This is a genomic window from Streptomyces hyaluromycini (assembly GCF_002217755.1).
GTDB lineage: Bacteria > Actinomycetota > Actinomycetes > Streptomycetales > Streptomycetaceae > Streptomyces > Streptomyces hyaluromycini.
Genome location: NZ_BCFL01000016.1, coordinates 857,177 through 871,169 on the forward strand (window position 1 = coordinate 857,177; position 13,993 = coordinate 871,169).

Genomic DNA, 13,993 nt, shown 5'->3' on the forward strand with positions numbered 1-13,993 from the left:
GCGCGCCTCCACGGAGGCGCGCCGAGGCGTACGGGGCAGTTTGATCAGCGGCGGTCGAGTATGTCGCGCAGAGCGTCGGTGACCGCGTCTGCCCAGCCGCCGTTCCGGTCCGTCGTCGCCCGCCAGCAGACGAACCCGTCGGGCCGTACGAGCGTGGCTCCGCCGTCCTCAAGGCCGTAACGCTTGCTGAACTGGCCTGTCGGGTCGGTGAATTCGGCGCCGCTGCCCACGGTGTGCGCCGTCAACTCGACGCCGAGCCGCTGTGCGGCGGCCACGGCCGAGCCGGTCCACTGCCGTGCGGCGGCCCCGGCGAACAAGGTGAACCCGTTACCGAAGAGGTCGATCGTGGACACCGGACCGTCCGCACTGTCCAGGGCGACGTGCGGCGCACGGCTCCCCGGACGGCCGCTCGGCTGGTCGGGGTTCTCGATCACCGTGTCGGGGGCGCCGGCCTCGGCCGCGAAAGCACCGACGGGGTAGCAGTAGCCGAAGGTCATGGTCGTCTCGTCCAGCAGCCGGTCGGCGACTTCCCGGAACTGCTTGCCCTCCCGCACGGCGAAGCGCAGCAACGCCTGCTCGACGGTCGCCTCCGCGACCGGCCGCCGTTCGGCGTCGTAACTCTCCAGCAGCCCGGGACTGGCGGCACCGGACAGTACGAGGCCGATCTTCCAGGCAAGGTTGTAGGCGTCCTGAATACCCGTGCTCGCCCCGAAGGCCCCGGTGGGGGGCATGACGTGGGCCGCGTCGCCGGCGATGAAGATCCGTCCGGTGGCGAAGCGGTCCGCGACGCGGGCGGAGATGTCCCAGGGGGGCATGTTCACGGACTCGATCTTCAAGGGCAGGTCGGAGGTGCCTACGGCGGCCCGGACCAGGTCGACGCAGCGTTCCTCGGTGAAGTCCGCCGCGCTCTGCCCCTTTTCGGGAAAGAAGGAGACGTTGATGACCCAGCGCCGGTCGTTGTCGATCGGAATGATCGTGCCGCGCACCTCGGGGTTGTTGACGTAGGCGGCGATGATCTTCCTGCCCTTGAGGGCGGACTCCAGATCGGCCTCGAAGAAGAAGCTGACGAGATTGGTGATGGTGCCCCGGCCGTGCGCACCGATGCCGAGGTGCTCACGCATCGGGCTGCGGCTGCCGTCCGCGGCGATCACGTACGCCGCGTGTATGCGTCCGGTGTCGCCCGTCGCCATGTCGGTGGTGTGGACCACGACACCGTCGGCGTCCTCCTCCAGGGCATCGACCCGGGTGTGGAAGCGCAGGTCGGCACCGACTTCCACGGCACGCTCGCGCAGGATCGGTTCCAGCTGGTTCTGGTCGATGAGCGTCCACGTCGCGGGACTGATGCGCCCGATGTCCTCGATCGAGGCGTTGGGCATGCGCACACGTTCTTCACCGGCCAACGTCACGACGTGGATCAGGTCGGTGTTGCCTGTGATCGGCGAACGGCCCGCCCGGATTCGTTCCTCCATGCCGACCGACCGGAAGAGCTCCATGGTGCGCGGGTTGATGGCCCGGGCCTTGGGGTGGGTGGACGTGTGCGGATGCCGTTCGAGCAGCGTCGCCCGCACCCCGCACCGGGCGAGGAAGACGGCGGCCGACAGTCCGGTGAGCCCGCCTCCGATGATGACGACGGGCGCGTTCTCCTGCTTCATGTCCTGTCTCCTGGGGGAGTCTGCGGGGCTGGTTGAGGGCGTGGTCACCGGTAGGCCGTCACGAGGGTGTGCGTGCCGAGCATCGCCTCGGTGCGCCCCTCGGCGAAGCCCGCCTCGCGGAGCCAGTTCCGGCAGTCCGCCGCCCGGTACTCGGATCCTTCGGGGCTGACCAGCCTCATGTGCAGGCTGCTGAGCAGCCGTTCCGGGTCGCTGCGGTCGTCGTCGATCATCCGGTCGTACACAAGCACCGCGCCGCCCGGCCGGACGGCGTCGAACACCCGGCGCAGCAGGGCGCGCCGTCGAGCGGTGTCGAATCCGTGCAGGATGTGCCCGAGAACGACCACATCGGCCTCGGGCAGAGGGTCGGTGAAGAAGTCGCCCCCCGTGTACCCGATCCGGCCTTCGAGGCCCAGCCCGCGGATGTGCTCGGTGAACAGGGGCCTGGTGCGCTCCAGGTCGAAGCACATCGCCTCAAGGTGGGGATGCGCCCGGACCAGAACGGCGGCGAGATTTCCGCGTGCGCCTCCCAGGTCCAGGAACGACCGGTAACCCTGCCAGTCGACGCGACGGGCCAGCTCCGTGCCCATCCGATCGCTGTAGGCGTCGAGGCCGGCCAGGAAACGCTTCATCTTGGCGGGGTCCTGATGCCTGTCCCCCACGAACCCGCCCTTGTCCGGGTCGAGATGCTGGGGTTCGCCGGTGCGCAGCCCTTCCGTGAGGCGGCCCCATGTCCCGTACAGGGTCTCGTTGGTGAGCTCGACGAACCCACCGAGGTACGAGGCCGAGCCGGGCACGAGGTAGGCCTGCGCCAGAGCAGAGTTGCCGTACCGGTCACCGGCACGCTCCAGCAGACCGAGGCCGACCAGGACGTCGAGGAAGTCGGCAGCCATGCGAGGGTGCAGACCGGCGCGCTGGGCCGTTCCGGCCAGGTCGGCAGGCCCCTCGGCCAACGCCTCGAACACCCCGAGCGCGAGGGCGCTGTGCAGGGCTTTGGCGGCACAGTCCGCGATGGTGAGCTTGATCAACGGGCCGGGATCGATCGCTTCCTCTGTCGTCGGATTCTCGGTCGTGGTCACATGTGCCTCCTGGCAGCCTGTCGACGTCCGGGGTGTTGCTGTGTGAACACCATGGTCGGCAGGGTTCGAGGAGGGCTCGAAGAGTTCTGAAGCCGTGCGCCCGGCCGGCCCGGGCACGGCGCGGATCCGCCCGGTATCCGGTTCGGGCATGACGAAGCGGCCGACCGCCTCGGGGGATTACGACGGTCGGCCGCAGCTCGTACGGGTCAGGGAACCAGAACGATCTTGCCGATGTGCGCCCGGGCCTCCATCAGCTCGTGCGCCTTCACGGCGTCCGTGAGGGCGAGGCGCTCGTGCACGACCGGTCGGACCTTGCCGCTGAGGATCATGTCGAACAGATCGCGCTGTCCGGCCGCGATGGCCTCCGGACGGTTGTACAGCATCGCGTACAGGGCGAATCCGGCGACGGTCTTCATCCGGCTGAGGGCCAGCGGGTGGATCGGCTGCATGGTTCCGCTGGCCGAGCCGTAGAAGACCAACCGCCCGAACTGGGCGGTGAGCTGGACGCTCTTGGTCAGGATGTCCCCGCCCACGGTCTCCAGGACGACATCGGCGCCCCGACCGTCGGTCGCGGCCTTGACCTGCTCGTCCCAGTCGTCGTCGGTGTAGTTGATGGTGACATCGGCTCCGAGGTCGCGCACGAAGTCCAGCTTGGCCTGAGTGCTGGCCGTCGCGATGACCTTGCCCGCACCCATGACCTTGGCGATCTGCACCGCGAGGTGCCCTACCCCGCCGGACGCGGCGTCGATCAGAATGGTCTCGCCCGGCTTGAGCTGACCGGACTCCTTGATCGCGTGGTAGGCGGTCTGGGCGGGGCTGGGCAGCAGCGTGGCCTCGGCCGCGTCGATGGCCTCGGGCAGGGCGATGAGCCAGGCACTGTCCGCGACGACATAGTCGGCGTAGGCGCCTCGGTCCACATCGGCGACCACACGGTCTCCCACCATGACGTTGGTGACGCCCTCGCCGACCGCCTCGACGACGCCGGCCACGTCACCACCCGGAGATCCCGGCAGATCCGCATGACCGCCGATCGGAATTCCCCGACGGCGCTGGACCTCGGCGAATGTCACTCCGATGGCTTCCGCGCGGATCAGCACCTCGCCCGGACCGGGCTGCGGCTTCTCCACCTCTTCGACGCGCAGCACTGCCGGAGCCCCGTGCTCGTCGTGGCGGACGATACGCATGATTTCTCCCAACTCAGGAGGTCTCTCGAGTCCCGGGTCACAGCCTGGGACTCCGCCCGACATGCGGGTTACATTTATATGCTTTCAAGCACTTGTCTGCAAGCATACACATGTTTGCAGGCGGTCACCACTCGTATCTGCGGCGGCTCTCAGACCGTCCCGAACCAGGCCCGGAGCGCGGCCCGGAGCCCGTCGCCGACCTCGCCGTCGGACGCAGCACGGTCCGCGGCCCACGCCACATAGCCATCAGGGCGCACCAGCAGGCCCGCCAGGTCCGGCTCCTCATCGCACTCGGCCCGCACATGACGCACCCGGGCCGGCGCCGAGACCGACCCACCCCACTCCTCGAACGCCTCCCCGATCCGGCCGGTCCCGTCGAGATCGAGCAGCACGCCCGCGCCCTCGTGCAGCAGTTCCGGGAGGGTGCACTTGCCGTCGCCCGTCCGAAGGTCGAGGTCCCGGGCGAAGTCACCGAGAAGTCGGTGCCCGGGTCCCTCGACGGGATACCTGACGGTGACGCCGCTCAGCATCTCGGCGAGGTGGCGGTTGACCTGTTCCCTGCGCATGAGATCGGTGAAGAGGAGGCGCAGGTCGGTGACGTAGGGATCGGGGTTCATCAGCGCGATCTGTGCGCGGGTGTTCTCCAGGACCTTGCGCGCGGGCACCTGGCGTTCCCGGTCGTAACTGTCGAGGAGCCCTTCCGGGGCCCAGCCGTGGATCTCGGCGGCGAGCTTCCAGCCGAGGTTGAAGGCGTCCTGGAGACCGAGATTGACCCCTTGCCCACCGACCGGGAAGTGGGTGTGCGCGGCGTCGCCCGCGAGGAGGATCCGTCCTTCCCGGTACCGCTCGGCCTGGCAGGCCGAGTCGGTGAACCAGGACAGCCAGCGCGGAGAGTGCGCGCCCAGGTCGTCGCCCCAGATCTCCCGCAGGCTGGCGCTCAGCTCCTCCAGGTCGAGGTCGTCGTCGGGGTTCTTTCCCCGCTCGAAGTCAAAGGTGGCGACACGGTGGTACGTGTCGTCCAGACGCACGCAGAACAGCAGCCCCCGCCCGGTGCGCTCCATCCCCATCGGGGCGTGCTCCGGATCGGCCAGCACGACGTCACCGAGCCGGGCGGTGACCCGCCCTCCGGTACCCGGAAATCCGATGCCGGCGGCTCGCCGAACCAGGCTGCGTCCGCCGTCGCAGCCCACGGCGTATGCGGCGCGCAGCGTGTAGGCACCCCCGGGGGCGACGATGTCGGCCACGACGCCGTCCGCGTCCTGGCGCACCGCCGTGACCTCGTGCCCGCGGCGTATCTCGGCACCACGGCCACGGGCGTGTTCCTCGAGAAGCCGCTCGGTCCGCGTCTGCTCGGACAGCAGCGCATAGCCGTGCCTGCTGTCGAGCAGAGAGAAGTCCACCCACTCGTCCAGCCCGGCGAAGTGTCCGTTGTTCCAGGAACGGGCTCCGTCACGGAACCGGGCGAGCAGACCGCGCCGGTCGAGCGACTCCAGTGAGCGGGCGTGCAGCCCGAACGCCTTGGAATGCGGCGAGCGCTCCGGCAGCCGTTCGAGGACAACCGGGCGAACTCCCGCGAGCCGCAGTTCGGCGGCGAGGAGCATACCCACCGGACCACCGCCGACGATGAGCACGTCGAAGTCCTGGTCGGATGTCATGGATCAGCCTTTCTGGGAGGGGGACATGAGAATCATATGCACATTGGCATGCAATTGCTTATCGTTACGCATATGCAGACGAGGTTCAAAGAGCTCGCCTAGGATGTCTTCCATGGACCCCTCGCCCTCGCCGCCGGCTGCCGCCGAGTTGCTCGATGCCGTTGGCCCGGCCTTCTCCCGGCTGCGGCGCGCCGCCGCGCTCAACGCACAGCGGCCGCTGTCCCGCAAAGACCTCAGCAGGACCCTGGTACTGGGGCTCGTGGAGGAGGGGCCGAGCCCTGACGGACAGGAAGTCACCGTGGGTGTGATCGGTGAGCGGCTGGCCGTGGACCCTTCGGTGGCCAGCCGCATGGTGTCCGACTGCATCTCTGCGGGCTATCTGGCCCGCGCGGCCTCGCAGCTCGACGGCCGTCGCACGATCCTGCAACTCACCGACCTCGGCAAGGAGATGCTCGCGGGCTTCCGCCGCCACCAAAGAGCGGCGTACGAGCACATCACCCGAGCGTGGCCGGAAGGGGAGCGGCTGGAGTTCGCCCGCCTGCTGATCAAGTACGTGGACGCCCTGGCGCACCTGCCGCACGGCACGGAATCCGGATAGCAGCGCACGAGGGCGGGCCCCGGTGACCCGCGCGGGACCCGCGTCCGTCAGATTCGCGCCAGTACGGCGCGCAGTACCTCCGTCAGCACCCCGGTCTCGTCGCCGGCGGGCTCGGCGCCGTCCGACCTCCAGGCCACGTACCCGTCGGGCCGGACGAGCACGGCGCCCTCGGCTCCCACTCCGTACCGGTCGGCCCAGAGCCCCTCCGGATCCTTGAGGACTCCCGCCTCGTCCGCTCTCTCCGCGACCACTCGCCAGGCGGTGACGTCGGCGTCCCACCGCCGCGCACCGGCCGTTGCGGCCACGGCCCAGGGCGTGCCGCGTTCACCGGCCAGCAGGACGAAGCCCTCTCCGAACAGGTCGAGCGTGGAAACCGGGCCGCCTCGGCCTTCGAGTATCACGTACGGCGCACGCGTGCCCGGGGCGCCTCGCAGGGTACGGGGATCGCACGGGTCCGGGCACTGCTCGTGCCCCGCCTCGGGGACGATTGCGGTGGATCGATAGGACTGTCCCATCGTCACCGTGAGCTCGTCGACCAGCTCGGCGCGCTGTTCCGGGGTGGCGGTTCCCGAGCGCACGGCCAGCTGGAGCGACGCCTGCTGTGCCGTGTACTCGCCCACGGGCCTGCGCTCTGCGTCGTAGGTGTCCAGGAGGGCCGTACCCGCCGAGCCCTGGAGCACCAGCGCGAGCTTCCAGGCCAGGTTGTGCGCATCGGCGATGCCCGTGTTGGCGCCGTATCCACCGGTCGGCGGGATGACATGGGCCGCGTCGCCGGCCAGCAGCACCCTCCCGTGCACGTACCCCTCGGCGATCTGCTCGGCCATGTCCCAGGGAAAGCGGGAGCGGATCGTCACTTCGACTCCCGGCGCACCGACGGCCGCGCTTACCAGCTCGGCACAGCGAGCGTCGGTGAAGGTGTCGAGACCTTCCTCGTGCTCCGCGTCGCGGCCGACGATCAGGGTCCCGCCGGTGAGCGTGTCGTCATGCACCAGGATCCCGGTGACCTGTGGGTTCTTGACGTGGACAACGCTGTAACGACGGTCCCCGAGCACCTGTTTCAGGTCGGCGCCGAAGGCGATGCTCACATGCCGGGAGAGCACGCCGCGGCCGTGCCGGGGCACCTTGAGGGTCTCGCGCACCATGCTGTCCGGGCCGTCACAGGCCACCAGGAAGTCGCTGCGCACCGTACGGGAGGTGCCGTCGGCAGCGCCGAGCACCGCTGTGACGCCCTCGGGGTCCTCCTCGAACGAGAGAAGTTCGGTGCCGAACAGGAGGCGGGCGCCGAGCTCCTCGGCACGAGCACGCAACACGGGTTCCAGCCGGTCCTGCGGAAGCAACAGCAATCGCGCCGGGGTGACGTCACCCAGATCGTCCGCACCCGCCAACTCCTCACGGCTGAAAAGCACTTCACCGGCGAGCGATTCCACTCCGGCACGCGTCCGGTGGTTCTCGAACCCCGATGCGGCCCGCTTGGCCGCCTCCTCCGCACCGGCCTGGCGCAACAGCTCACCGGTACGCGGGTAGTAGCCGACCGCACGGGGGTGGATCGACGTGCCCGGATGGCGTTCGACCATGGTGCACGCGATGCCGTGGTGGGTGAGGAACAGCGCGGTGGACAACCCGACCAGGCTGCCACCCACGATCAGCACGGAGGTGTCGCTGGAACTCATCGCGGAGATCCTTCCAGGTCTGCGAGCGCATAGGTCGCCCAGTGGGAGTCGGCCTTGAAACCGAGCCTTCGGTTGAGCGCGATGACGGCGGCGTTGGTGGTCTCGTTGAAGGCCTGGACCACGGCCAGGTGAGCGTTCTCGCGGGCGGCCGTGAGCAGGAGGTCGGCCTTGACCCAGGTGGCCAGCGAACGTCGGCGCAGGTCCGGCACCACGAAGGTCTCCCCCGTGTCGGCCATCGGGCTGGCCCGCACGTAGAGGGTGCTGTAGGCCACGACGTCACCGTCGGTGCGGACGGCCGCCGTGACGTACTGCCGGTGTCCCGCCCGTTCTGCCTCGGCCTCCCTGGCACGTACGTCCTCGACGGTCGGTTCACGCACCTTGGCCTGCCCGTTCACCCGGGCGTCGAGCGCTCCCCAGGTGCGGGCGTAGGAGTCGACCAGGTCGTCGGGGCAACGGCCCGCCCAGCGCCTCAACCCGTGACCGGGAACCGGCCGGGCGGCGGCGGCCCCGAGCGCCGCGTGCGCGGGTCCCCGCAGCACCAGCCGGTTGCGCGCGTTCACCGCCGTGCACCGCGCGCCCACGAGGGCGGCGAAGCCGTCTGCCGCCTTTCCTTGTGGGGCGTCCACCAGGAGCGGACCACGTCCACGCTCTCGCAGGGCAGCCAGAGCGGCATCCACGAGTGCCCGGCCGTACCCCCGGCGCCGGAAGCCCGGGAAGACCCACAGGGAGCCATGCCCGGGACCGTCAGGATCCGCCAGGTCGAGGCCGAGCTTGACGATTCCAGCGGGCTCCGCCCCGTCGAAGGCGACCAGCAGGATGCGGTCGGCACCGTGCCGGCGTTGGAGCAGGCGCGCGAGCAGTTCCGCGGTCACCGGAGGATCGGCGGGAAGCTCACGCCGCATGGTCTCCCGGAACCCGGGAAGCAGTACGGCGATCGTGGCCGGGGCGTCCCCGTCCAGAGCGCGTACGTCCATCAGGCACCCCCGGTGACCCGGAGGGTCTCCCCATGGGTGTTCCCGTTCGCCGCGGAGCCCAGGAAGACCACGGCGTTCGCCACGTCCTCCGGCAGCGACATCCGCCCCGACGGCAGGGACCTGCCCTTCTCCTCCGGGAAGGAGGCGGGGACGTTGGCGAGTACCGTCTCGGTGAGCGTCTGCCCGGGGACGACCATGTTGACGAGAATGCCCTCCGGACCCAGCTCCCAGGCGAGGCTGCGTGTCAGCCCGTACAGCGCCGACTTGGCCGCCCCGTACGCGCCGGCACCGGACTTGCCCGTGTCCGCCAGCCCCGCGCCGATCATCACGATGCGGCCCCAGGGACACCCGCGCATCAGGGGCAGCACAGCCTGGATCGTGTGGAACACGGCGTCGACCGAGGTCCGCAGCACCTCCTGCCACTGCTTGGGCGGGATGTCCTCGAAGCGTGGAACCGGTCTGCCGGGACGGGGGATCGCCTCGCTCCACACGACGGCATTCGCCACGAGGACATCGATCCGGCCCCATTCCTCGGCGATCCGGGACACCGCGTCGCGGACGGACCGTTCGTCGGCAAGGTCGTAGCGCAGGACCAGCGGAGTGCCGCCCGCCTCGGCCACCAGCCGGGCCGTCTCCTGCGCGCGCTCCTCTCCGGTGTGGTACGTGACGGCGACGCGCGCGCCCTCGGCACCGTACGCCACGGCGGTGGCGCGTCCGATACCCGAGGACGCCCCCGTGACCAGCACCACTTTGTCGCGTAGATCGGTCTTCATGAGCGCGCCTCCGTGGTGAGTGGCAGACTGCCGATGCTCTGCCCGTGCCGGAAGAAGTCCTCCGGGTCATAGGTCCTCTTCACCCGGGACAGCCGGTCGTGGTTCGCACCGTAGTAGTCCGCCTCCCAGCCCGGTGTCACCCGTGAACTGGGGAAATTGATGTAGGAGCCGCAGGCGAGCGGGGCGAGGGCAGCGGCGCAGCGGTCGGCCCAGGCCGTGAACTCGGCAACGGTGCCGGGGGCCGGCTCGGGGTCCCGGCACGCGAGCTGATAGCCCGTGAGGAACTGTGCGGTGCGGTGCGCGTACGCCGTCTCCGTGGCGTCCACCCGGTTCGCGGCGCCGCCGACGGCGATGCACAGCAGATACCGTTCCTGATCCGATTCCGGGTTCCAGGCCGCAAGGAGGGACGTCGCCTCGGACTCGGTGACGGCCCGTGAGGTGAGGCGGTAGCTCTGCCGGGTCCAGGGATGCCGATGGCCCTCCGCCTCGGGACCGGTTCCCGTACGGTGGCACTGGGCGACGGTCTTGGAGCCGCACATCGCCTCGTGCAGCACGTCGGCGTACGGCCCGCGGGTGCCCACGGTCCGGCTCATCGGCTTGCTGCCGGCCCGCTCGGTGAGCTCGTCAAGCGCTCGTTCGAGGACCTCGGCCGGCCCCAGGTGGACGCCCCAGATCCGGACCACCGGCCTGCCGCCCGGACCGAACATGCCGGGCAGAACGACCAGGGACGAGCCGAGCTCGTCGGCACCCTCGACGCACCAGGCCTGCCAGGCCGCGAGGACCTGGACCGCGTCGTCGTACGCCCAGAGCGTCTCGTAGCCGATGAGGAGCGGCGCGTCGATCGGCCGTACCTCGATCTCGGTGACGATCCCGAAGGTGCCGCCTCCGCCGCCCCGCAACGCCCAGAAAAGATCGGGGTGTTCATCCGCGGAGCAGCGCACGGCCGTGCCGTCGGCCAGCACCACCCGGGCGGAGACCATACGATCGCTGCCGACCCCGAACTTCCTGGTCTGCCAGCCGATGCCACCACCGGTGAGGAAGCCGGCGGCGCCGACCGTGGGAAAGGTGCCTGTCACGATCTGGCGTCCCCGCTCTTTCAGGGCGTCCAGCGCGTCGAGTGACTGCGTGCCGGCTCCCAGCCGCACCGTCGGACCGTCGGCGGCCACCAGGTGCATCCGGGAGACGTCGATCACCAGTCCGGTCCCGGTGGACCAGCCGTTGAAACTGTGCCCACCGCTGCGCACATGTGTGCGCAGTCCGTTCTCTGCGGCGTGTCGTACGCACGCGCTGACGTCCTCCGGGGTCTCGCAGTACGCGACGGCTGCCGGAAGGATCGCGTCGTACTCTGTGTTCTGTACCTGACGGGCCAGCGGGTAGCCGGGGTCGCCGGGGAGGATCAGATCGCCGCTGAGGCGTTCTCGCAGCCTCATTCGGAGGCACCGAGTTTGTCGGCAGTGACCTTCGAGCCGGAGTGACCACGAAGCCTGGTGCCCTGCGGGTCGTGGAATTCGGCGCCTCCGGTGCCGTGCCAGCTGGAAGCGGAAACGAACTCCCCTTCCACCCTGACGTGGGCCTGCCCCACATGCTGTCCCTCGTCGTTCACGGCGAGGATGCGGAACTCGTACGCGAAGGTGTTGGGCCCCGTGGACCGCCACGCGCCCAGGCCCACGCTCTTGGTGTTCGCCTGAACGGACACGACCCCACCGTCGGCGGAGAAGGTGACGAGCCCCGGGACGGCCCTGCCGTCGTCGTCGAGCTGGGTGTTCCAGGTACCGACGAGCCAAGCATCGCTCATGACAACTCTCCTCGGAATCTTCAGAAGGCCTGCTGCGGGGACCACGGTGCGGTCACGATCTGGAGGACTGCTCGAGCGAGTCTGAAAGAATCGTGATCCGCGGTCCTGTCGGGCCACTCCGCCGGTGGCGGCGTAAGGCAGTCGAGCATCGCGCCGTAGAGGCACTCGATTTCGGCGACCCGCAGCCGTGTCCCGGGCGTGGTCGCCTGCTGTTCGGATGTCATCCGCACGTACCCCGCTTTCTGCGATGGTGAAAGGTCAGTCCACACGGACGGACAGCTCCAGACCGCCGTCGAGCGTCAGAGGGAGAGAGACGTAGCCGCTGTCAGCGGCACGAAGGCGGACCAGAAGGCCCGCGGCGTCCTCCGCACCGGCCGCGCCGGTGCGGGTCACGATCACCGCACCCGGCAGCAGCCGGGGCTCGAACAGACGGAGCGCGGGCAGGAACTGGCTGGGTTCACCCCCGAGCACCAGCAGATCGACGGGGCCCTCGACGGCGGCCAGCAGATCCCCGGGCACGCCCGGCACCACACGGCCGTACGCCGTCAGTCCCACTCGTTCCAGCGTGCCTCGGGCCCGCCCGGCCCGCTGTCGGTCGGCTTCGCAACCGATCACCTGCCCACGGCCGTTGGCGCTCAGGGTCTGGGCGATCCGGACCGTGAGGTCCCCCTCGGCGGATCCGCACTCCGCCACGTTCGTGGCCCCCGTGGCCAGGAGGAGCTGGGACAGCAGGGTGCTGGTACCGGCGGCCCGGGAGCGCGATGCGTTCCCGAGCAGGTGGGAGGAGGGAACCGGCGTGATTGGCAGCATGACTACGCTCCCCGTGTCTGAGTGCATTCGACGAGTGGCTGTTCCGACACCGAGGCTCCCAGGCCTTCGCGCGCGGACGACCGCCGTGGACGCTCCCACCACCTGGTATCGAGCCCGCCTCCAGAAGCCTCGGGTCAGGCGGCCCGGGAACCGCCGAAGCGGAGGGCCAGCTCGCGTTTGAGGACCTTGCCGCTCGGGCCGAGGGGGAAGCCTTCTACGAACTCCACCCGGCGCGGGTACTTGTGCGCGCCCAGACGACTCCTGCTCCACGCCACGATCCGCCCGGCGAGCTCCGTGTCCGTGCGGACGCCTCCTCGTGCCACCACCACGGCGCACACTTCCTCACCGTGCGCCTCGTCCGGAACACCGATGACCGCGACCTGCGCGATGGCCGGATGGCGGACCAGTACCTCCTCCACCTCGCGCGGGTACACGTTGTAGCCGCCCCGCAGCACCATGTCCTTCTTGCGGTCGACCACCACCAGACAGCCGTCGGCGTCCTTCCTGCCGAGGTCGCCGGAGCGGAACCAGCCGTCGACCAGTACCTCGGCGGTGGCCTCCGGCCGGTTGAGGTAGCCGGCCATCACGTTGTGGCCGCGTATGACGATCTCCCCCAGGTCCCCGTCGGGAAGAAGTTCGATCCTGCCCTCGACGTCGGCACGCGCGATGCCGACCTCGACACCCCAGATCGGCCGGCCCACCGTGCCCGGTTTGCACGGCCACGCCTTCTGGTTGTAGGCGACCACCGGTGAGGTCTCGGTCAGCCCGTACCCCTCGTAGACGGGGCACCCGAACGTTTCCTCGACCTTCTCCAGGAGCACGACCGGCAGGGGCGAGCCGCCGGAGAAGACACGGTCGAGGGGAGGCCGGGCCGGGCTGGTCTCGGCGGCTTCCAGCAACGCCGTGTACATGGTCGGGACGCCCATGAAGACGGTGCACTGCTCGCGCACCATGAGTTCCAGGGCCTGTCGCCCGTCGAACCTCGGCATGAGAACCAGCGTCGCGCCGGCACGGAAGCACGTGTTCATGCCGCAGATCTGACCGAAGGTGTGGAACAGGGGCAGCGCACCGAGCAGGACGTCGTCGGCACGGAGATCGAAGGGCGACAGCATAGTCGTGTCCACGTTCATGGTGATGTTCAGGTGCGTGAGCATCGCGCCCTTGGGACGTCCCGTGGTGCCGGAGGTGTAGAGGACCACCGCCACGTCGCCGGGCTCGCACGGAACGGGGCGCTCGACTGGAACGGCACGCTCGGCGAGCACATCAAGACGCGGGGCCGCGTCGTCCTCCTCCGCCATCACCGTCAGCAGCGGGACTCCCGCCGAACGCGCGGCGGGACCGCCCTCCGGCAGCAACGGCGCCGCGCACACCAGGACCTTGGCCGCCGAGTCCCGCAGCACGTAGGCGATCTCGTCCGCGCGCAGCAGGGCGTGCACGGGGACCACCGTCGCTCCGCGGGCGAGCGCGCCGAAGTAGACCATCGGGAAATGAGGCGTGTTGGGCAGCAGCAACGCGATCCGGTCGCCGGGGCCGATCCCGTGTTCGCGCAGGACCGCCGCATACCGTGCTGCCCCGCCCCACAGTTCCCGGTAGGTGATGCGGGCGGCGCCGAAGACGAGCGCCGGATGATCCGGGCGGCGCAGAGCGGATTCGGCGAGGATGGCAGCCACTGAGAGGGACATGTTGACCTCCGCGCGGGAAATTTTAAGAGCATGCACGACCGAGGCCCATGAGCATGGCATGCATATCCGGATTCTGTTGAGCGGAATGTTCAGTCGGCCGTCAATTGCCCGGTAATCGGGCCGG

12 protein-coding genes are annotated in these 13,993 nt (G+C 69.7%); 1 reads left to right on the plus strand and 11 read right to left on the minus strand.

Annotation, left to right across the window (positions count from 1 at the left end; translation table 11 throughout):
* Nucleotides 1-44: 44 nt before the first annotated feature.
* From SSP29_RS03905 to SSP29_RS03920, 4 genes are all read right to left on the minus strand, one after another.
* Nucleotides 45-1,652 (minus strand): FAD-dependent oxidoreductase, encoded by a 1,608-nt coding sequence (locus SSP29_RS03905; RefSeq protein ID WP_089099022.1) that lies wholly within the window; start codon nt 1,650-1,652, stop codon nt 45-47.
* A gap of 44 nt (nt 1,653-1,696) precedes the next feature.
* Nucleotides 1,697-2,728, minus strand: a complete 1,032-nt coding sequence (locus SSP29_RS03910) for a methyltransferase (protein ID WP_167449841.1) — start codon at nt 2,726-2,728, stop codon at nt 1,697-1,699.
* A gap of 206 nt (nt 2,729-2,934) precedes the next feature.
* Nucleotides 2,935-3,912 carry a quinone oxidoreductase family protein gene (locus SSP29_RS03915; protein WP_167449842.1) on the minus strand — a complete coding sequence of 326 codons (978 nt, stop codon included), beginning with the start codon at nt 3,910-3,912 and terminating at the stop codon, nt 2,935-2,937.
* A 149-nt stretch (nt 3,913-4,061) separates the two neighbouring features.
* The gene (locus SSP29_RS03920; RefSeq protein ID WP_089099025.1) at nt 4,062-5,567 is read right to left on the minus strand and encodes an FAD-dependent monooxygenase; all 1,506 of its coding nucleotides are present in this window, start codon (nt 5,565-5,567) and stop codon (nt 4,062-4,064) included.
* A 103-nt stretch (nt 5,568-5,670) separates the two neighbouring features.
* On the opposite strand from SSP29_RS03920, the gene SSP29_RS03925 reads away from it, so the two are divergent.
* Nucleotides 5,671-6,165, plus strand: coding sequence for a MarR family winged helix-turn-helix transcriptional regulator (locus SSP29_RS03925; RefSeq protein ID WP_089099026.1), 495 nt, complete (start codon nt 5,671-5,673; stop codon nt 6,163-6,165).
* 47 nt (nt 6,166-6,212) lie between these two features.
* On the opposite strand, the gene SSP29_RS03930 is transcribed toward SSP29_RS03925, so the two are convergent.
* The 7 genes from SSP29_RS03930 to SSP29_RS03965 form a co-directional block, all read right to left on the minus strand.
* Complete coding sequence (locus SSP29_RS03930; RefSeq protein ID WP_089099027.1) at nt 6,213-7,835, minus strand: FAD-dependent monooxygenase; 1,623 nt, start codon at nt 7,833-7,835, stop codon at nt 6,213-6,215.
* Complete coding sequence (locus tag SSP29_RS03935; RefSeq protein ID WP_089099028.1) at nt 7,832-8,809, minus strand: GNAT family N-acetyltransferase; 978 nt, start codon at nt 8,807-8,809, stop codon at nt 7,832-7,834. Before SSP29_RS03935 ends, SSP29_RS03930 begins: the two co-directional genes overlap by 4 nt.
* Nucleotides 8,809-9,582, minus strand: a complete 774-nt coding sequence (locus tag SSP29_RS03940) for an SDR family NAD(P)-dependent oxidoreductase (protein WP_089099029.1) — start codon at nt 9,580-9,582, stop codon at nt 8,809-8,811. Before SSP29_RS03940 ends, SSP29_RS03935 begins: the two co-directional genes overlap by 1 nt.
* Entirely contained in the window at nt 9,579-11,012 is a 1,434-nt protein-coding gene (locus SSP29_RS03945) for an FAD-binding oxidoreductase (protein WP_089099030.1), read from the minus strand. The genes SSP29_RS03940 and SSP29_RS03945 overlap by 4 nt, the downstream gene beginning before the upstream one ends.
* Nucleotides 11,009-11,377: a hypothetical protein gene (locus tag SSP29_RS03950; protein WP_089099031.1), complete on the minus strand. Its 369-nt coding sequence runs from the start codon at nt 11,375-11,377 to the stop codon at nt 11,009-11,011. The genes SSP29_RS03945 and SSP29_RS03950 overlap by 4 nt, the downstream gene beginning before the upstream one ends.
* A gap of 258 nt (nt 11,378-11,635) precedes the next feature.
* Nucleotides 11,636-12,187: a class I SAM-dependent methyltransferase gene (locus tag SSP29_RS03960; RefSeq protein ID WP_167449843.1), complete on the minus strand. Its 552-nt coding sequence runs from the start codon at nt 12,185-12,187 to the stop codon at nt 11,636-11,638.
* A 134-nt stretch (nt 12,188-12,321) separates the two neighbouring features.
* Complete coding sequence (locus SSP29_RS03965) at nt 12,322-13,869, minus strand: long-chain-fatty-acid--CoA ligase (protein ID WP_089099034.1); 1,548 nt, start codon at nt 13,867-13,869, stop codon at nt 12,322-12,324.
* Between the last annotated feature and the right edge of the window lie 124 nt (nt 13,870-13,993).